This window comes from Chitinophaga oryzae, assembly GCF_012516375.2.
In the GTDB taxonomy this organism is placed as follows: Bacteria; Bacteroidota; Bacteroidia; order Chitinophagales; family Chitinophagaceae; genus Chitinophaga; species Chitinophaga oryzae.
Genome location: NZ_CP051204.2, coordinates 245,725 through 263,568 on the forward strand (window position 1 = coordinate 245,725; position 17,844 = coordinate 263,568).

The window sequence follows — 17,844 nt, forward strand, 5'->3', positions numbered from 1 at the left end:
CCGTATGAAAAGACTATTTGGGGTAACCGCAGGCTTATTTTTACTGGCTGCAGCCTGCAAGCCGATCAGGATGGATGCCTACGAGAAAAACCGGGAGATTCCGGAACACGACTGGGCTTACGGCTATAAACCCTCTTTTGATGTGACCATCCAGCCGGAAGATACGGCTACCCTCTTTGATATTTATGTGAATGTCCGGCATACCGACGCCTACCCCTACAGCAATATGTGGCTGCTGATAGGCACCAGATACCCGGGCGACAGTATTCCCAAAGAACAAAGGGTAGAACTGCCGCTGGCAGATATCAACGGCAAATGGCATGGCAACGGTATCGATGATATTTTTGAACACCGGGTACTCATCCAGCAAAAAGCCCTCTTCAACAAACCAGGCACCTATCAGTTTACATTCGAACAAAACATGCGGCAAAACCCGCTCCCCCATGTAATGAATATAGGTTTGCGGATAGAGAAAGCCGGCAAACGGCCATGATGAGAAAATTTTTTAATAAAATGCAGGAAGGAAAGTCCGTTTCCTTCATTTACCTGCTCGTACTGGCTTATACGATCGTAGCCCTCATCTGGTGGGGCGTGCTGCTGTTCCGGCAAAGTGAACAGATCAGCCAGTTCGAGAAACAAAACCTTTCCCTCCGTATCGATAGCCTTGCCCAGCCGGTAGAACATCAGCTGGAATTCCAACGGATTGAAAAAGACGCTCATATGCGATCTTTTAAATATGTGGGGGAAGGCGCCATTTTTTTAGGGATCATACTGCTCGGCGCGCTCTTTGTATATAGAGCCGTCTGGAAATACATGAAGCTCAGCCGGCAACAGCAAAACTTTATGATGGCCGTGACGCATGAACTGAAATCACCCATCGCTGTCGCCAAACTGAACCTGGAAACCATCCGCAGACACAAGCTGGATGAGGAAAAGCAGGCCAAGCTGATAGATAATACCATCCGGGAAACCAACCGGCTCGACCAGCTCTGTAACAACATTTTGCTGGCAGCACAGCTGGAAACCCACAACTATAAGCTGTTTAAGGAACCGCTCGACTTCTCCGCCCTGCTGGAAGCGAATATCCGGGAACTGCGTAACCGCATCGGGACACATGTCATAAATGCAGACATTCTGCCACATGTGTGGCTGGAGGGTGACAAGCTGATGTTACAGATCATCCTCAGCAACCTCGTAGAGAATGCGGTAAAATATGCTCCCCGCAACTCCACGATCACCGTGCGCCTCTTTGAAGCCGGCCACCGACTGAAACTGCAGGTGTCCGACGAAGGCCCCGGGGTGCCCGATGAGGAAAAAGAACGCATCTTCATGAAATTCTACCGCCTTGGCAACGAAAACACCCGGAAAGCAAAGGGCTCAGGATTGGGATTGTTTCTCACCGCCAAAATCGTGGAACAACACGACGGCCTCATCTGGGTGAAAGACAATGAGCCTGCAGGCGCCTGCTTCGAGATAATCTGGCAGCAATATTCCGTGCAAAGAGCGTAAATTAGTTGACGGATTCATGCTTCGGCAAGTCCGTGATTTATAGTCACATCAAACGATAACACATGAAGGAAGCGACCAAAGCATCCATATTACTGGTGGAGGACGAAGAGAACCTCCAGGAAGCGCTTAAGCTCAACCTGGAACTGGAAGGATATGAGGTGACCGCCGTAGATAATGGTACCGCTGCCCTGAAAGCAGTAAAAAACGAATATTTCGATCTCATCATACTGGATATCATGCTGCCGGAAATGGACGGCATTGCTGTATGCGAAAACATCCGCATCCAGAACAATGAAGTGCCCATCCTCTTCCTCAGCGCCAAAAACAGCAGCGCCGACCGTGTGCTGGGCCTCAAAAAAGGGGGTGATGATTACATGACCAAGCCTTTCAATCTCGAAGAACTGCTGCTGCGCGTAGAAAAGCTGATCGTCAAAAACAAAAAAATACAGGATAAAGACAGCGTGCCCAATGTTTACCGCTTTGGCAACAATATGATCGATTTTGCCGCACAGGAATGCGTAGGCAAAGACGGGAAACATTATGAGCTGAGCAAGAAAGAAGCCATGCTGCTGAAACTGCTGATCGAAAACAAAGGCGAAGTCGTGACCCGTGAGAAAATACTGCAGGTAGTATGGGGATATAACGTATATCCCACCACGCGTACCATCGACAACTTTATCCTCAACTTCCGCAAATATTTTGAGGAAGACAGCCGCAACTCCAAGTACTTCCACTCTGTAAGAGGCGTTGGGTACAAGTTTACCGAAGCCTAAACATGTCGAGATTTATTGATTTTGGGATTTATTGATTTACTACAAATCAAAAAATTCCAAAATCAAAAAATTCCTGATTGGAAAACCACTTTTCCGCAATTTCTCCCCGCTTGCCTGTTAAAACCTGCCTCCGGATAATTACCGTTTCCCCAAAGAAGTGATTTGACCGATATTTATTGGACTGATCAGAAAGACGTTCAACTTTCCTGTAAACCTTAGACGTGGTACAACATTTCAATGAAATAGTTTTTGCTGCGGGATGGCCGTACTGGCTGTTTTTTTTGTTAAGTCTCCTTGCCATTGTAATATTTTTTATCCAACGGGAAAAAAACATAAAAAGAGCCTCAGCGAAAGAAATAACCATACAACACACCTTAATCAACCTGGAACTCCATGCTTTCCAGGCACATATGGACCCGCATTTTATATTTAACAGCCTCAACGCTATCCATCACTACATCCTTACCACCAGTACGGACATGGCCTCCCTGTATCTTACCCGCTTCGCCCGCCTGATGCGCCTTATGATCGGTAATTTCAACAAGGAATGGGTAACCCTGCAGGAAGACCTTGAAGCGCTGGAACTATACATACAACTGGAACAGCTCCGGTTTGACCAGCAGTTTTCTTATCAGGTGCGCATTGTACAGGATGTCAACTCCCACAGTACCCTCATCCCTCCCCTCATTATCCAGCCCTATGTGCAGTACGTGATCTGGCACCGGTTGCTGATGCGACCGGAAAAAACCGGGGGCCGGCTGGTGATCCATATAGGAAAAGACCATAACCGGCTCTGTATTCAGCTGGAAGACAACGGTATCCAGGCCAGCGAACTGCTGGACGACACCGGGGAGCGACAGGCTACCGGGATAGACATTGCCGCGGAACGGCTGTATATGATGAGTGAGAAATATCAGCTGAAAGCAGGCATCCAGGCGCAGCAGCTGTTTGATGAAGCCCACCGGCCCACCGGCAACCGCCTCACGATCAGCATGGAACATATGCTGTCACGGCACATGCCGGTAGCGGTATAAACCTACAGGCGCCTGATCCAGGCGCAGCTGATCCATCCGGTTTTACCATCGGCCAGCGATATTTTGCAGTAATCTTTGGTGGCGTCGGCGATGTGTACCTTCATACCTTCCTGCACTTCAAAAGCGTCTTTGCTGTTATCGTCCGGCGCTGTTTTTACCTTGATGTTGCTCTGTGTGATGATGCCCGTCTGGTGGTTGTTGGCCACCGCATAAGTATCTATCGCCATCAGCAGGTAAAGCGCAAACAGTGTTCCCAGTGCATAGTTGCCCCAGCGGAGGAACTTATTTTTCCAGCCGGGCAGGAACGTGTTGAGCATAATACCGGCGATCGCCAGCCAGAAGAAGAGAATGCATCCCACCGCCCAGCCATTGGGCTTGTGCAGCTGTTGTAACTGCCGCCACCATTGCTGGAAGAAGACTAACGGCAACTCATCCACGAAACCGCTTACTTTTTGATTGGCGAGGGCCAGGTTGTGCCGGGCGGCTTCATCGCGCGGGGCCAGTTGCAGCGCCTTCTCGAAATTATACACCGCCTCCCCTGTTTTGCCGGCTTTGTAGTATGCGTTGCCGGCATTGAAATACAATGCTTTTATGTTGTAGCCTTCATCTATCAGTTGCTGATAGGCTGCTGCTGCTTCGGTGAATTTACTTTGCTGATAAAGGCTGTTGGCCGCATCAAAACGTTGTTGCGGGAGCGCCTGCTGCGCCCTGATCGCGCTGCCGGCAAGCAGCAGGAAAGCCAGTAACAGGGCGGTTTTAATATGTTTATGTCCGGGCATACTACCTTTTCTCATAATTAATTTTTCAAAGCATCTTCCAGGTTGGTGATGATGGTCACCGCTTTGGAATAGGTGCCCTGCATTTTATCGTCATTGTGGCCAGGTGCATACAAGGCCAGTTCGCAGTTGTCGATCAGTTCAAACAGGTCGCTGGTATTGGTGCCGTTGATATGGCGGGCGGCCAGTTTATCCTGGATCAGTTGTTTGCTCAGGTCTGCAAAAGGTATTTTCAGTTTATGGCTGAGATACCCCCATACGGCACGGGATGTTTCTTCGTAGAAAGCTTTGTCCTTCCCTTCTTTGAGGTACCGGGCGGCCAGTTCCAGCCTTTTCAGGGCCACTTTATTGGCATAGCGGTGCTTCAGCAGCGCTGCGTTGGTGGTATTGTAGTCTTTTCTGCGTTTGTAGAAAATAACAGCGCCGGCGATCAGCAACGGCAATATCAGCAGCGCATAGAACCAGGGGCTGAGGATAAACCAGGTGCTGCGTTTGGACCATTGCTGGATGCCTCCGTCTATTTTCACCAGTTCATTTCTGCCTGTGCTGAAATCGTGTTTGTCTTCTTTTATGCGTTTGCCCTGGGTGATGTCGATGACGAACGCTTCGGAACGGAGCGTCTTATAGCTGTTGGCTTCCGGATCGAAGTAAGAAAACTCGACGGCGGGAATGGTATGTTTACCGGCTTCCTGCGGCATCAGCACATATTCAAATGTCCGGCTGCCGGACAGCGGGTTGCTGTTTTTCTCGATATCGTCGGTCATTTTGGGATCGTACTTTTCAAATCCGGAGGGTACGTCCACTTTGGGGGCATTGAGCAGGTTCACGTTGCCATGGCCGGTGATAGTGACCTTCAGGGTAAGGGCGTCGTCTGTGCTGAGGGTGTTTTTATCCACTACCGCACTCATTTTGAAGCTGCCCACCGCGCCGTTATAGCTGAGGGGACGGCCTTCTACCGGCAATGGTTTTACGTTGATCTTTATCGGGTTGCTCTGGATTTTATACGGCACGTCCTGGTATTCCACTTCCGGCCGGTTGAAGAAATCGTCGAAGAACGGGTCTTTAAAAGCCGGATCGTTGAAGAACTCTTCAAACGGGTCGCGGGCGCCGCGGTTGCGTTTGCCCACCAGTTTGACGAGGCGTACCTGGTTGTCCACTTCCACGGGGTCCAGCTCCAGGGTGCCGGACTGCAGCGGGAACAGCAGTGTTTTACGGATGGTAAACACTTTATAGGGGATGCCGTTGATGCGTTCTTCAGTGGCCTGCGGCGGGTTGGGAAGTTCTATGTCTTTCGCAGAAAATCCTTTAAACGCCGGTACTTTGGTGACACTGGAGTTCGTCGGCAGCCGTGTATAGAGTTTATACGTGGCCGTTAGCTGGTCACCTTCGTACAGGTTGGTTTTATCAACATCTACTTTCAGGAAGATATTTTTCCGGAGTTTTTCGGTGATGTCCTCTCCTTTTTTGAGGATACCGTCCGACAGGTCTTCGCTGATGCCACCGCCGTTCTGGCCGCGGTGTTGCGGTATTGCCTGCTGCGGCTGCTGCTGCGCCTGAGTGTTGCCTTTCCGTACTTCAATAAGCACGGGGTTGGACTTGATAACATTGCCGTTTACCCGTGCCTGTGCGCCGGGTATGGTGAAGTTGCCCACATGTTTGGGCTGCAGCACGTAATTCAGTGCAAAGTATTCGGAGCGGCGGCCGTTGAAGATAGATTGACCCTGCATTTGTGAAGGGCCCTGCAGCACTTCAAAGTCTTTGAAGCTGGGCGGCGTGAAGCTGGTGATATTGGTCCCGTTTTCCAGCATGAACTGGATCTGGAAAGCTTCATCCAGCGTAACGGAGTTACTGCTCACGCTGGTGGTAAAACGGAGATCTTGTGCGCTGGCGCAAACAACCAGCCCTAAACAACACAAAACAGAGAAAATGTACTTCCTTATACTAAATCTGTCCTTCATAGTTATGTCAACAAATTTAACCAAACCCGCTCCGGAAGCGGTGTCGGCTGCCGTTAAAACTTAGTTAAAAGATCTTTAATATCAATTACGAATTACGGATTACGAATTAAAATCATTTGTTTTGTGGGGCTTTGTAGTGGCTTTCAGCAGTCGGCTTCCCATTCGTAATTCGTAATTCGTAATCCGTAATTCGTAATTGTTTTAAATATCTCCCAACATAGGTCTGAGCTGTATTTCCTCTACGACAGTTTGTTTGGCCAGGGTAAAGGCGTTCCACACCACGCTGGCAATGTCTTCGGGAGGCATCATCCTGTCGGCCGGGCCTTCGAAGCCGTCCCAGGAGGCGGTGAGCGTTGGGCCGGGGCTTACGGAGGTGACCCTCACATTGTGGGGCATCAGCTCCCGGCGCAGGTTTTTGGAGAATCCGAGCAGGGCGTATTTGGTGATGCTGTAGGAGCCGCCGTTAGGATAGGCATGATGGCTGGCGGTGGAGCACATATTAAAGATATGGCCGTTACGTTGGGCTATCATGAGGGGCAGTAGTTCGCGGGTGAGGTGGTAGGCGCTGTATACGTTGACGGCCATCAGCTTTTCCAGCAGGCCGTCCGCTTCTTCGTGCAGGGCGCCGGGTATGAAGATACCGGCGTTGTTGACAAGTATGTCCACGGTGGACCAGGTGTCTTTTATTTTCCGTGCAAAAGCCATCACCTGCGCTTTATCACCCATATCCACCGATTCGGCGATGACCGTTACTGCGGGGTTTTTCTCCCCGATAGCTGCCTTTGCAGCGGCCAACGCGTCTGTGTTGCGGGCACAAATGGCCACGTTGAACCCCTCTGCCGCCAGTCTTTCTGCAATAGCCTTTCCGATGCCTTTGCTGGCACCTGTTATAACTGCGTTCATAAATTTCTGTCGATTAAAGTGTTAAAATAATGAATTTTAGTTGAATGACCTTAGTCCGGAAACCCCATCTGTCTGGTATTTTGTACCTTTGCTGCGTTATGAGATATAAGCATCTTTTCTTTGACCTGGACCATACGCTCTGGGACTTTGAAACCAACGAACAGGAGACCTTGCTGGAACTTTTCGACAGCCATGGGCTGGCCAACCGCGGAGTACCATCTTTCGAAGCATTTTCCGAATCTTATGTCGGGCACAACGAACGTTTATGGGAGCGCTTCCGGAAAGGGTTCATCAACCGGGCCGAGTTGCGGGACAAACGCTTCCGCCTTGCGCTGCTGGACTTCAAAATCGGTGATGAGAAGCTGTGTCAGGCCATAAGCACGGAGTTCCTGGAGATACTGCCGAACAAAAAGGCGCTGTTTCCCGAAACGAAAGAAACGCTGGACTATCTGGCGGCCAAAAACTACCCGATGCATATGATTACCAACGGGTTCGAAGAAACGCAGCTGCTGAAGATGAGGAATGCAGGCATCGAGCATTATTTTACCCATATCGTTACCTCTGAGGTGGCGGGCAGTCTGAAGCCCTATCCCCAGATATTTGAATATGCCATCAGTAAAGCCGGCACCAGCGCGGCGGAGAGCATTATGGTGGGCGACGCTATGGAGCTGGATATTAAAGGGGCGCATGGCGTGGGCATGGACCAGGTGTATTTTAATCCGGCCAAGCCGCCGGTGGACTTTACGCCGACCTATACTATCGGGCATTTAAAGGAGCTCAGGAACATACTTTGATATTTGGGGATTTTTTGATTTACGGATTTTTTGATTTTTGGGATAATAAACAAGAAGACCGAAGCTGTTTTATGACTCGCTTCGGTCTTCTTGTTTATCAATATCTTATCAAGATATGAAATCAAAAATCTGTAAATCAAAAAATCCCAGAATCTCCACGGTCTTCTTGTTTTATAGACGAAATCAAAAAATCGTAAATCAAAAAATCTCTATATTTTTTTTGTTCTGAGGCTGGCGGTGCGGGAGGGCTGCGTACAGCAGCTTTTTTTCGGGTTGTTACGGGCTGTAGAATCGTGCTGATACTGCGCCAGCTTAGGCGTGCCGGAGGGCAACGGTTTATGGGCCGTTGCAGTGGCTTGTTTGGCAGGCGCTTTCCGGCCGGGTTTATCCTGAGCAGTAGCTGCTCCTGCAAGGAGTAGCAGTGTCAGTGCAGTCAAAATATTTTTCATACAGTCCTGTTTGAGCCTACTAATATACTAGATTTTAGCGATCACCGTCTGGCCGCCCTTTACTACCTGCTCCAGCTGTACGGTCACTTCTGTGCCTAAAGGCAGGTAGAGGTCCACACGGGAGCCGAATTTGATAAAGCCCATTTCTTCATTCTGGCCTACCTGCATACCGGGTTTCAGGTAGTTAACGATCCTGCGGGCGAGGGCGCCGGCGATCTGTCTTACCAGGATATCTGTTTTCTGGTTGCCGATCACTACAGAGTGTCTTTCATTTTCCGTAGAGGATTTCGGATGCCAGGCCACGAGGTATTTACCGGCGTGATACTGTGACAGTTTCACGGTGCCGCTGATAGGGTTGCGGTTTACGTGTACGTTGGCAGGGCTCATAAAGATGGATACCTGCAGGCGTTTGTCCTGGAAGTACTCCGGTTCAAAAACTTCTTCTATCACTACCACTTTACCATCGCAGGGAGAGATGACCAGGTTGTCTCCGGTCGTATACTGTCTGGCCGGCACGCGGAAAAACGATACGATAAAAAGGAAGAACAGGATGGAAAAGACCAGGATGACATAGGTTACAGCCGGAACGGCGCCCAGCCAGTAAAATACGGCTCCGTTGATCAGTGCCAGTACCAGGAATACAAGGGAAATGGTAGCAAATCCTTCACGATGGATCTTCATTTGTTTTCTTGTTTGTTAGATTTTATATATATCCCGGCTTTCGCCGGGATGGTTAAGCAAAGTGCAAAGTTACTTCAGAAATACTTCTTTCTGTCAGATGAATATGAAATATTGATTATGTGTATGCTAAGCCATCATAAAGGCGTGTACATAAATCCAGGCGAAGGGGGCGGCCAGCAGCAGGGAATCGAAGCGATCGAGGAAGCCGCCATGGCCGGGCATGATGTTACCGGAGTCTTTAACGCCGGCCATGCGTTTGAGCCTGGACTCCAGCAGGTCGCCGGTGGTGCCGAATACGGCGGCGATGCCGGCCAGTGCCAGCCAGTGCTGGAGTGACAGGTATTGTTGTCCCCAGTAGTAGCCATATACACCGGCAGCGGCAACAGCCAGTATCATCCCTCCCACGGAGCCTTCGATGGTTTTTTTAGGAGAGATCGACGGGAAGAAGGGGGTTTTGCCGATGAGAGAGCCTACGATATAGGCCATGGTATCGTTGATCCAGATAAAAATGATGAGCAGCAAGGGAATGAGCCAACCGGGGGCGGTGCCCACATTTTCCGGTGTATAGTGAATATCTATGGCATTGAGGCGGATATTGACCAGCAGGCTGAAGGGGATCACCACGTAGAGCAGGCCCATACAGGAGTAACCGACGTTACGGGGGGAGAAATCCTTATCAAGCAGTATTTCACCAAGCGGCAGTACCAGCAGGAAAATAATAGCGATCCACCAGCCGATGAAGCCGGTGGAGATGTCGCCCAACTGAAAGTTCTCCCCGGTAAAAGCCAGCATAATGGCGGCGCCGGCGATAGTTACCCCCCATTTGTGCCAGGAGGGAATACTGTTGTAACCGGTATCTATCAGGCGCATCAGTTTAAAAAACTCCTGCAGTGCGAAGGTGCTGACCAGGAAAAAGAGCAGAAAAAAGGTGAAGGGACTCCATAAGATACCTCCCAGCATCACTGCCACAAACACCAGCGCCGAGGCAGTGCGGGTAAAAAAAGTCTTCATTATGCGTAGTTCTGTTAAAGATTCTAACCGCAAAAGTGTACAAAATTACCCTGCGGAGCAAATTGCTATTCCGACACCTCGTTGGGGTCGCCGGTGGGAAGGTTGTTGTGATTGTGTACGAGGTCCTTTGCTGTTTGTTCTTCTTTTTCGTGTACGTATAGCTCTGCCTGACCGGGGAGGGTGATATTGTAGGAAGATGACTGACGGTTGATCAGTACTGCGGTGATACCATTGTCTGCCAGCATTCCTTTTACAATCTCCGCCTCGAAGGGACGGTCACTTGAGAAGATTTTAACCCAACCTTTTTCCATAGTAATAACATTTGTCTCAGCGGTAAATTACTGATTTTCATCCACACCGAGGTTGTCTATTTGATCATCGTCCGCCTTTCGGACAGGCGCTGTCATCACCATGGGCGTGGATTTCTGGCGCAGCGCCCACAGGAGGCCGATGGTGACCACAAGGCTCAGTAGGGCGATATACCATTCCACCTGCGTGTCTGTGGCAGGATCTGTTTTGATAATGCCCCGCTGGAACAGGTATATCAGTACTACCAGCGAGCCGTTGTTGAGGATGTGGGCGAAGATGCTTAACCAGAGATTGCCGCTCAGCACATAGATGGCGCCCAGAATAAAGCCCAGTACCACGCGCACCATAAAGCCCAGCATTTCAAAATGGATGAAGCTGAAGAAGACGGCGGTCAGGAACACGCTGAGCCATACTTTGCGGGTGCTCTGGATGAGCAGGCGCTGGAATACGCCACGGAAGAACAGCTCTTCCGCGATGGCAGGGACAATGGCCATCAGTACCAGGTTGATGAATAAGTCTTTTATGGAAGGCATGCGCAGCATGACCGTGATCAGCTTTTCCGTTTGCTCCTGCAGTTGCCGGGCAGCCTGGGGTACCTGCCAGGTCTGGTTCCAGTTGTTCAGGAAGCCGCCAAACCAGGTAACGGAGTACATGGCCATCAGCGCCAGCAACACCTGGATAGCGGCCGGAGCGGGTTTCAGGCCCAGGTAGCGGCCCGGGTAGGGCTGCCACAGGTAGGCAAAAAGGGCTGCCGGGACCAGATAAACTACGATAGAATAGAAAAACTGTGTAATTTTCAGATAGCCGATGAGGTTAGGGTCTGTTATATCCCCGCTTTGAAGGTCCATCAGCGAATGACCGGTCATGGGTTCCATCAGCAACATCAGTGCTGTATTGTATATCAGCATGAAACCAATGAAAAAGCCGAAAAAGGTAATAAACTGTAAAGCGGGTGGGGACTGTTTCAGATAACCGGTCATAAATACTTACTGTATTAATTTTGCGTAAATTTACATCGCGAAATCCAGTTTGCAGTGATACCTGGTGATCTCCATCATCTTTTTTGTATCCTGCCTGCTTCTTTTCGGAAGTCAGGAACTGTCACTTCCCGCTGTGAAAAAGAATAATATATAGTATAAAAATAATAACTACAGCCTGGCGCTGTGGTATTTAACTTATGGTGAAGATAGGAAATATAGAATTGGGTGAATTTCCCCTGTTGCTCGCGCCTATGGAGGATGTGAGTGATCCGCCCTTCCGTGCGGTCTGTAAGGATAACGGGGCTGACCTGATGTATACTGAGTTTATCTCTTCGGAGGGGCTTATCCGTGATGCCATCAAAAGCCGGCAGAAACTGGATATTTTCCCTTATGAAAGACCGGTAGGCATCCAGATCTTCGGCGGAGATGAAGAGCCTATGGCCATGGCCGCCCAGATCGTGGAAACCACCAACCCGGACCTGCTGGACATCAACTTTGGCTGCCCGGTGAAGAAAGTGGTGTGCAAGGGCGCCGGCGCCGGTATTCTGAAAGACATCCCTAAAATGGTGAAACTGACGGCTGCCGTGGTAAAAGCCACCCGGTTGCCGGTAACCGTAAAAACCAGGCTGGGCTGGGATGATAACACCAGGAATATTGAAGAGGTAGCGGAAAGGCTGCAGGATGTGGGCATACAGGCGCTCACGATCCATGGCCGTACCCGTACACAGCTGTATAAAGGCCATGCGGACTGGACACTGATCGGGAAGGTGAAGAATAATCCCCGTATTAAGATTCCGATTTTTGGTAACGGTGACATATGTACGCCGGAACAGACGATTGCAGCCCGGGAGAAATTTGGCGTAGACGGGGTCATGATAGGCCGCGCCGCCATCGGCTACCCCTGGATATTCCGGGAGATCAAGCATTTTATGAAGACGGGTGAACATTTGCCGCCTCCGACTGTTTTGGAAAGAGTAGAAGTCTGCAAAAAACATCTCCGCCAGTCCGTGTCCTGGAAAGGTGACATTGTGGGAATCCTTGAAATGCGCCGCCATTACGCGAATTACCTCAAAGGGCTACCCCATATCAAAGAATTCAGGCAACAATTAGTAACTTACAAAACATTAGCTGAAATAGAAGACGTACTAGACGCGATTGTTACACAGTACAAGGACCACATATTCGAAAGGACTTCTCCCCCACCAGCTGAACAGAATTTTCTACCAGCGGATAATGAAACGGCTGGTTGTAACGTTTACGTCTAAACGGACTAACCCCATCAAAACAAAAATTATAAATTACTTTCACATGACCACAATTAAAAATCTGAGAAATGAAGTCTGGAAAGACTTACAGATTAAAAACAAATCTGCCCTGCGTAAGCGATACGCGGTTTCAAACATGGGGAGAGTGATCAGTTATCATGAAAGTACAGAAGATGGTAAGCTGCTCACGGGTTCTACCGTGGAAGGCTATACGGTTTTGAATGTAAAACCGGCGGACAGCTACCAGTCACTCTACCTGCACCGGGAAGTGGCCAAGCTTTTCAACAAAAGACCAGGACGTGCCCACCGCTACGTGATCCACCTGGACTATGACAAGAAAAACAACAAGGCCAGCAACCTGAAATGGGCTACCAAAGAGGAAATGGAAGAGCATCAGCAGAACAGCCCGGCAAAACTGGCCTACAAGGAGAAGCAGCGCAACCGTCTCAAAGGACTGAAGCTGAATGTGACCAAAGTAAAGAGCATCAAGCGCTTACTGAACAAGCCCGGTAAAAAAACCATGAAGCAGATCGCTGAGCAGTTCGACATCAGCGAAATGCAGCTGTACCGTATTAAAAGCGGTGAGAACTGGGCGCATGTAACACTGGATTAATGCCTGGTTTTACCAGGAATGATCATATATGATGTTGTCTGACTATGGCCATACTTGCGTGTGGCCATAGTTGTTTGGTTACTTTTTCGATTTAGCTGTTTTACAGGCTGCCCCTGACCATCTCACCCAGTACCTTCCGGTAGTGCGGGCTCCGGCTCAAAGCCGGCTCATAGCCCAGCAGGACCACCTGTTTTCGTGCACGCGATAACGTTACCAGCAACTTACGGTCTACCTCTATATCTGCTTCATCCCATGTGAAACTGCCCAGGCATTGCAGGGTATCCACCTGTGCGGCATGATAAACCGCCAGGGACACGATGATAATATCGTTTTCCGATCCCTGAAAACGCTCTACCGTGTCTATGTTCACCTGCTGCAGGGCCTTGTCTCCCGCCAGCAGTTCCCGGATCAGGCTGATCTGGGTGCGCCAGGGTGTGACCACTCCTACCGTATCGCGGGTAAAGGAGGCGCCATACTGCGCCCTGAGATATTGCAACAGGGAAACGACCCTTTCGGCTTCCGTCTGGTTCATCTTGGAAGTGGCCTCATAAGGGCTGGGAATGAATACTTTCCTGCCCAGGGTCAGTATGTGCTGCCACGGCTGCATTTCGGGGCATGGCCCCGGGTCAAAGTCCGCCCGTTGCTGTTCCCCTCCCGATGCCAGTTGCCCGGCATAGTAGTGATTCACCAGGCTGGCAATACTTTCATGCATCCGGAAATGGGTGTTCAGCATACCCCATGCATGGCGCCACTGCCACTTCTTGCAACAATGCATCAGTCTTTCGAAGATGGAAGACCGCAGGTCCCGCATGCCCAGTTCCAGCAGCAGCGGGTCTTTCACCCGGCAGAAAGAGGCTTCCTGCGTCACCACCGGTGGTAGCTGGTTCTGGTCACCTATGAGGATAAACTTGCGAAAAGGCATCAGTAAGCCCAGCAGCTGCGGCTCTGTGAGCTGCGACGCTTCGTCCACGATCAGCGTATCCGTGGGGATGCCCATCATCACCAGCTGGTCCAGCCGGGTAGCCATGGTAGCGACAGTAGCTACAAACACACGGTGACCGGTAATATACGCGCGGGCATCGTCCAGTGAGCCCCGGAGGCATAACTGCCGCAACTCCTGCGCCGGCGCCGTATTCCGCCCACCGAGGCGTAAATGACGTATCTGGCGGGCTTCCAGCTTGCTGCAGATTTCTTCTACCGCTTTATTGGTAAAAGCTACGATCACCACATGTCGCTGCTGTTTGATCATCTCTCCCACGATGGTGGTGAGCAGTGAAGACGTTTTGCCGGTGCCCGGCGGCCCCTGCAGCAGATAGTAGTCCTGCGCTTCCAGCGCCTGTTGCACAATCTTTTCCTGGTTGGCGTTAAACATGGCCGGCGCCGGAAATGGTAAGGGCTGCCAACGGGGTATCTCCAATCCAAGCAGGAGCCGTACCCGTTGTGCATTTACCGGCGAAAGCATATGAAACAGCGCAGCGGCGGCCATCCAGTAGTTGGACTCATAAATATCATGTTCAATCACCCACTCTTCAAACTGACGGAAGAAATCCAGCGTCATCTGCCGGTTGTTCAGGGAGAAGGTGAGCGTATCTTTGGCCAGGTCGTCGATGCGGCCTTTCAGCAGCTGTTGCTGTAACGGCTGCAGCCCCGCCCCGGTGCGCGGATAGATAATGGCGGTATCGCCCGCGCGGAAATTGTGGCTAACGGGGCCGGCTATATCAAAAATAACCGCGCTGTTCATCGGGTCAAATTCCCGGAAGTGCAGGCCGGGGATAATATTGAACCGTGCGGCTTTCTCTTCGGGGCTTTGCAGCCACAAAGCGGAAAAGCCATCGGCGTCTTCCTCCCGGTCCACTTCGGAATACATGCCGCATTTGGCCTGCAGGTATTCCCGCAGCACAAAGGACAGGTATTGTTTATAATAAGCTTTCGCTTCTTCAGCGGCGGAATACCAGGCTTTTTCGAAAGCGGTGAAGTGCGCCGCGCTGAAGGAGGGCAAGCCGGTAGCCGCAGCGCCGGTGATGGTAGACAGCACGCCGTACTCCTCTCCTGCCAGCCGCAGCAACATAGCGACCACCTGGTTGCGCAGCAGCATCAGTTCATTTTCGGTCCGGTGCGTACTGCTGACATTGCGGAGCGGATTAGCCGCAGCGGCTGAATACAAAATAGCGGAACTTCCTTTGCGTTGCCGGCCGAAGGCGGACTTTAGCAACAGGTTGTAGCCCACTACCTGCATCTCGTGGTTTTTCCAGGTATTGAAATCCGGCGCTTTGCCACTTTTTAACTCGAAGATTTCTTTGCGGTGCGGGTCCCCGTTGTCTTCCGTCATGAGGTCCAGCCTTCCCTGCAGGCCGTAACGGGCGGAGAAGAAAGTGGGCTCTATCTGTACCGGTTTGTCGCGCAGGTCGCGAACGGTGGCGTGGAGGTTGCCCCAGTGGTGCTGCCGGATATCGCGGAACATTTCATTCAGTTGTTCCCGGCCATAGGCGGCGGCCTGTAGTGCGTTTTCAGCAACAGCTTCCACGAAAGAGGTTTTCACGTCCACTTCGCCGTTGCGCAGCATCTCGTCCAGCAGGGCATTCACCAGGTTACCCTTGAATGCGGCCGGCGACGGTTGCTGTGGCGTCAGTTTACGAACGAGGTACAGCAGGTGGTTGGCCCCTTTGTGCGTGAAACATTCTGCCAGTTCGCTGATATCGATGAGCAGGTCCGGCTCCAGGATGATCTGGCTTTCCGGTACGGTGACGTAATGATGCGGGTTGTCTCCCTGCCGGCAGTGATGGACCAGGATGGTATCATACGGGCGCAACAGCGGATAAAGGGCTACCACGGTGAGGTCGTCCAGCTGGTCGAGGGATAGCTCGAAGGCGCCCTGTTCATCGTTTTTGGCGGAGATGGTGAAGGTGTGGGAGCCTTTATCGTTGAGCGTGAGCGGACTGGTGCCGGTGACCATGCATTTCAGCAGCGGGATATCGGAAGGATGATGCTGGTAGGACAACGAGAGGCGCATATCGCTTACTGGGCGGAACAGCAGGCGCAGGTCGTCCGGTTCCGGTTCCTGGTAGGCCCAGGCTACTGCTTCCGAGAGTGCTTTGATACAACAGAGATGTTCCTGTTCCTGTAACGGGAACATGCCGCTGGTAGCCTTATTGGTGAGGAGGCGGAGCGCAGACAGCGGTTGCCTTATTTCGGGGGGCACCGCCTGTTTATCAAAATAAAACTGCATACGCGCAAACAGGTTACCGAATGACCGGGTTTCTTCGCGGGTAAGGTCGCGGAACAAGGTCTCCAGTATCTGCCGGTACTGGCGGATTTTTTCTTCGGGGCTGGTTGAACGATGCGCTTCTTTTATCCTGGCGAAAAAAGCGGCTGCCTTGTGTGTTGCCTGCATAGCTGCAAGATAAGGAATACGCGCGGTTTGCATCAGTGGCGCAATTGTTATACCTTCCGTAGGATTTTATCTGAAAAAATAATTTTTATGTCAGCCAAAAAAATAGCCATTATTGGCGGGGGGAATCTGGGTTCTGCCATTGCACAGGGATTGGTGAAAAGCGGTTTTTCCCAGCCTTCCGATATTACTGTTACCAAGCGTAACACCAGCACGCTGGCCGATCTGAAGGCCGCCGGCGTACAGGTGGAGACGGACAATGCAAAAGCGATCCGGCAGTCGGAGGTGATTGTGGTGGCGCTGAAGCCGTACAATGTGCGGGAAGTGCTGCAGCAGCTGAAAGGTGATCTCGACCCTGCGAAACATATTCTGATCAGCGTGGTGACTGGCGTCAGCATTGCTGATTTGTCGCACATCGTACCGGGCATGCCGGTGGTGCGGGCCATGCCTAATACGGCTATTGCCATACAGGAATCGATCACCTGTATCTGTGCCGCCAATGCCAGTGAGGAGCAATTACGTTATGTGAAGACGATGTTCGACCAGCTGGGTGCCACGGTGAGCATCGACGAGAAGCTGATGGATGCGGCTACGGTATTGGGCGCTTGCGGTATCGCCTTTGCGCTGCGGTTTATCCGGGCCAATATCCAGGGAGGTATTGAAATCGGGTTTGACGTGCGGACGGCGAGCCTGATCGCTGCGCAGACCGTGAAGGGGGCAGCCGAGCTGCTGATCCGTGAGAACCGTCATCCGGAAGAGGAGATTGACAAGGTGACTACGCCGAAGGGATGTACTATTGCGGGTTTGAATGAAATGGAGCACCAGGGTTTCAGTTCATCCCTGATAAAAGGCATTAGTACTTCCTACAATAAAATTGTAAAGGGTTAGTTATTGCGGGGGTAGTCGAAGAAGAGGAATTTTTTACGGGCCAGGTCGAAGTCTTTCCAGCTGTCGGTGTCGGCCTGTATGGCGAAGATGCCGGTGGTGGGCACGTTATCGATGCGGATTTCTTCGGTGAGGTAGTTGGCAAAGTCGGTGATACCGGGGTTATGGGCGAAGATGGCTACCGCGTTGAAGTCGTCGTCTATCCGGGTGATTACCTTGAGGAAAGTGGAGGCATAACAGAGGTAGAGTTCTTCTTCCAGCAGGATGGCCTGTTTGGGGTAGTGCCACTCTTCGGCCATGATTTTGGCGGTGGAGCGGGCGCGTTTGGCGGGGCTGGCGATGATCAGCTCCGGGACCATGCCTCTGGAAACGAGGCGTTGTGCCATTTCCGGCGCATTTTGTTTTCCCCGCTTGTTGAGCGGTCTGTCAAAATCGTCCATGTCCGGATTGTTCCAGCTGGATTTTGCATGACGGATGAGTAAGAGTGTTTTCATGGGCTGAAAACGGTGATTTACC

The 17,844-nt window shown here is 51.2% G+C and carries 19 protein-coding genes; 8 read left to right on the forward strand and 11 right to left on the reverse strand.

The window, feature by feature from the left end; genetic code table 11:
• The first annotated feature begins 4 nt into the window (after positions 1-4).
• From HF324_RS01040 to HF324_RS01050, 3 genes are all read left to right on the forward strand, one after another.
• The gene (locus tag HF324_RS01040) at positions 5-493 is read left to right on the forward strand and encodes a gliding motility lipoprotein GldH (protein ID WP_168808617.1); all 489 of its coding nucleotides are present in this window, start codon (positions 5-7) and stop codon (positions 491-493) included.
• Entirely contained in the window at positions 490-1,509 is a 1,020-nt protein-coding gene (locus HF324_RS01045; RefSeq protein WP_078669615.1) for a sensor histidine kinase, read from the forward strand. The genes HF324_RS01040 and HF324_RS01045 overlap by 4 nt, the downstream gene beginning before the upstream one ends.
• A gap of 62 nt (positions 1,510-1,571) precedes the next feature.
• Entirely contained in the window at positions 1,572-2,282 is a 711-nt protein-coding gene (locus HF324_RS01050; protein WP_078669614.1) for a response regulator transcription factor, read from the forward strand.
• Positions 2,283-2,328: 46 nt separating this feature from the next.
• On the opposite strand, the gene HF324_RS01055 is transcribed toward HF324_RS01050, so the two are convergent.
• Complete coding sequence (locus HF324_RS01055; protein WP_168861768.1) at positions 2,329-2,583, reverse strand: hypothetical protein; 255 nt, start codon at positions 2,581-2,583, stop codon at positions 2,329-2,331.
• A gap of 109 nt (positions 2,584-2,692) precedes the next feature.
• Here HF324_RS01055 and HF324_RS01060 point away from each other — a divergent pair, with 109 nt between their 5' ends.
• Complete coding sequence (locus HF324_RS01060; RefSeq protein ID WP_168808623.1) at positions 2,693-3,316, forward strand: sensor histidine kinase; 624 nt, start codon at positions 2,693-2,695, stop codon at positions 3,314-3,316.
• 2 nt (positions 3,317-3,318) lie between these two features.
• Here HF324_RS01060 and HF324_RS01065 read toward each other — a convergent pair whose 3' ends face one another.
• The 3 genes from HF324_RS01065 to HF324_RS01075 form a co-directional block, all read right to left on the reverse strand.
• Complete coding sequence (locus tag HF324_RS01065; RefSeq protein WP_168808625.1) at positions 3,319-4,110, reverse strand: tetratricopeptide repeat protein; 792 nt, start codon at positions 4,108-4,110, stop codon at positions 3,319-3,321.
• Between the two features lie 2 nt (positions 4,111-4,112).
• Positions 4,113-6,050 carry a BatD family protein gene (locus tag HF324_RS01070; protein WP_168861769.1) on the reverse strand — a complete coding sequence of 646 codons (1,938 nt, stop codon included), beginning with the start codon at positions 6,048-6,050 and terminating at the stop codon, positions 4,113-4,115.
• A gap of 201 nt (positions 6,051-6,251) precedes the next feature.
• Positions 6,252-6,953: an SDR family oxidoreductase gene (locus HF324_RS01075; protein ID WP_168861770.1), complete on the reverse strand. Its 702-nt coding sequence runs from the start codon at positions 6,951-6,953 to the stop codon at positions 6,252-6,254.
• Between the two features lie 98 nt (positions 6,954-7,051).
• On the opposite strand from HF324_RS01075, the gene HF324_RS01080 reads away from it, so the two are divergent.
• Positions 7,052-7,747 (forward strand): YjjG family noncanonical pyrimidine nucleotidase, encoded by a 696-nt coding sequence (locus HF324_RS01080; protein WP_168808631.1) that lies wholly within the window; start codon positions 7,052-7,054, stop codon positions 7,745-7,747.
• 209 nt (positions 7,748-7,956) lie between these two features.
• Here the strand turns inward: HF324_RS01080 and HF324_RS01085 are convergent, their stop codons facing one another.
• The 5 genes from HF324_RS01085 to HF324_RS01105 all read right to left on the reverse strand — a co-directional run bounded on the left by HF324_RS01085 (position 7,957) and on the right by HF324_RS01105 (position 11,177).
• Entirely contained in the window at positions 7,957-8,196 is a 240-nt protein-coding gene (locus HF324_RS01085; protein ID WP_168808633.1) for a hypothetical protein, read from the reverse strand.
• Positions 8,197-8,223: 27 nt separating this feature from the next.
• Positions 8,224-8,877 carry a phosphatidylserine decarboxylase family protein gene (locus HF324_RS01090; RefSeq protein ID WP_168808635.1) on the reverse strand — a complete coding sequence of 218 codons (654 nt, stop codon included), beginning with the start codon at positions 8,875-8,877 and terminating at the stop codon, positions 8,224-8,226.
• A 126-nt stretch (positions 8,878-9,003) separates the two neighbouring features.
• Positions 9,004-9,888 carry a phosphatidate cytidylyltransferase gene (locus tag HF324_RS01095; RefSeq protein ID WP_168808637.1) on the reverse strand — a complete coding sequence of 295 codons (885 nt, stop codon included), beginning with the start codon at positions 9,886-9,888 and terminating at the stop codon, positions 9,004-9,006.
• Positions 9,889-9,953: 65 nt separating this feature from the next.
• Positions 9,954-10,199: a putative signal transducing protein gene (locus tag HF324_RS01100; protein WP_168808639.1), complete on the reverse strand. Its 246-nt coding sequence runs from the start codon at positions 10,197-10,199 to the stop codon at positions 9,954-9,956.
• 27 nt (positions 10,200-10,226) lie between these two features.
• Positions 10,227-11,177, reverse strand: coding sequence for a CPBP family intramembrane glutamic endopeptidase (locus HF324_RS01105; RefSeq protein ID WP_168861771.1), 951 nt, complete (start codon positions 11,175-11,177; stop codon positions 10,227-10,229).
• 197 nt (positions 11,178-11,374) lie between these two features.
• Here HF324_RS01105 and dusB point away from each other — a divergent pair, with 197 nt between their 5' ends.
• Both dusB and HF324_RS01115 read left to right on the forward strand, forming a co-directional pair.
• Positions 11,375-12,442, forward strand: coding sequence for a tRNA dihydrouridine synthase DusB (dusB, locus tag HF324_RS01110; protein WP_168808644.1), 1,068 nt, complete (start codon positions 11,375-11,377; stop codon positions 12,440-12,442).
• A gap of 43 nt (positions 12,443-12,485) precedes the next feature.
• The gene (locus tag HF324_RS01115) at positions 12,486-13,055 is read left to right on the forward strand and encodes an NUMOD4 domain-containing protein (RefSeq protein WP_168808646.1); all 570 of its coding nucleotides are present in this window, start codon (positions 12,486-12,488) and stop codon (positions 13,053-13,055) included.
• 100 nt (positions 13,056-13,155) lie between these two features.
• Here the strand turns inward: HF324_RS01115 and HF324_RS01120 are convergent, their stop codons facing one another.
• Entirely contained in the window at positions 13,156-16,446 is a 3,291-nt protein-coding gene (locus HF324_RS01120; protein WP_168861772.1) for a DEAD/DEAH box helicase, read from the reverse strand.
• Between the two features lie 87 nt (positions 16,447-16,533).
• Here HF324_RS01120 and proC point away from each other — a divergent pair, with 87 nt between their 5' ends.
• Positions 16,534-17,331 (forward strand): pyrroline-5-carboxylate reductase, encoded by a 798-nt coding sequence (gene proC / locus HF324_RS01125; protein ID WP_168808650.1) that lies wholly within the window; start codon positions 16,534-16,536, stop codon positions 17,329-17,331.
• Here proC and HF324_RS01130 read toward each other — a convergent pair.
• Positions 17,328-17,822 carry a SixA phosphatase family protein gene (locus tag HF324_RS01130; RefSeq protein ID WP_168808652.1) on the reverse strand — a complete coding sequence of 165 codons (495 nt, stop codon included), beginning with the start codon at positions 17,820-17,822 and terminating at the stop codon, positions 17,328-17,330. The genes proC and HF324_RS01130 overlap by 4 nt on opposite strands.
• Positions 17,823-17,844: the final 22 nt, after the last annotated feature.

Bases quoted from the DNA above. Each gene is read 5' to 3' on its own strand.
- HF324_RS01095 (WP_168808637.1), bottom strand. From the start codon at position 9,888: ATGAAGACTTTTTTTACCCGCACTGCCTCGGCGCTGGTGTTTGTGGCA.
- HF324_RS01070 (WP_168861769.1), bottom strand. From the start codon at position 6,050: ATGAAGGACAGATTTAGTATAAGGAAGTACATTTTCTCTGTTTTGTGT.
- HF324_RS01060 (WP_168808623.1), top strand. From the start codon at position 2,693: ATGGACCCGCATTTTATATTTAACAGCCTCAACGCTATCCATCACTAC.
- HF324_RS01045 (WP_078669615.1), top strand. From the start codon at position 490: ATGATGAGAAAATTTTTTAATAAAATGCAGGAAGGAAAGTCCGTTTCC.
- HF324_RS01085 (WP_168808633.1), bottom strand. From the start codon at position 8,196: ATGAAAAATATTTTGACTGCACTGACACTGCTACTCCTTGCAGGAGCA.
- HF324_RS01075 (WP_168861770.1), bottom strand. From the start codon at position 6,953: ATGAACGCAGTTATAACAGGTGCCAGCAAAGGCATCGGAAAGGCTATT.
- HF324_RS01130 (WP_168808652.1), bottom strand. From the start codon at position 17,822: ATGAAAACACTCTTACTCATCCGTCATGCAAAATCCAGCTGGAACAAT.
- HF324_RS01100 (WP_168808639.1), bottom strand. From the start codon at position 10,199: ATGGAAAAAGGTTGGGTTAAAATCTTCTCAAGTGACCGTCCCTTCGAG.
- HF324_RS01080 (WP_168808631.1), top strand. From the start codon at position 7,052: ATGAGATATAAGCATCTTTTCTTTGACCTGGACCATACGCTCTGGGAC.
- HF324_RS01090 (WP_168808635.1), bottom strand. From the start codon at position 8,877: ATGAAGATCCATCGTGAAGGATTTGCTACCATTTCCCTTGTATTCCTG.
- HF324_RS01040 (WP_168808617.1), top strand. From the start codon at position 5: ATGAAAAGACTATTTGGGGTAACCGCAGGCTTATTTTTACTGGCTGCA.
- dusB (WP_168808644.1), top strand. From the start codon at position 11,375: ATGGTGAAGATAGGAAATATAGAATTGGGTGAATTTCCCCTGTTGCTC.
- HF324_RS01115 (WP_168808646.1), top strand. From the start codon at position 12,486: ATGACCACAATTAAAAATCTGAGAAATGAAGTCTGGAAAGACTTACAG.
- HF324_RS01105 (WP_168861771.1), bottom strand. From the start codon at position 11,177: ATGACCGGTTATCTGAAACAGTCCCCACCCGCTTTACAGTTTATTACC.
- HF324_RS01120 (WP_168861772.1), bottom strand. From the start codon at position 16,446: ATGCAGGCAACACACAAGGCAGCCGCTTTTTTCGCCAGGATAAAAGAA.
- HF324_RS01065 (WP_168808625.1), bottom strand. From the start codon at position 4,110: ATGAGAAAAGGTAGTATGCCCGGACATAAACATATTAAAACCGCCCTG.
- HF324_RS01055 (WP_168861768.1), bottom strand. From the start codon at position 2,583: ATGGCAAGGAGACTTAACAAAAAAAACAGCCAGTACGGCCATCCCGCA.
- proC (WP_168808650.1), top strand. From the start codon at position 16,534: ATGTCAGCCAAAAAAATAGCCATTATTGGCGGGGGGAATCTGGGTTCT.
- HF324_RS01050 (WP_078669614.1), top strand. From the start codon at position 1,572: ATGAAGGAAGCGACCAAAGCATCCATATTACTGGTGGAGGACGAAGAG.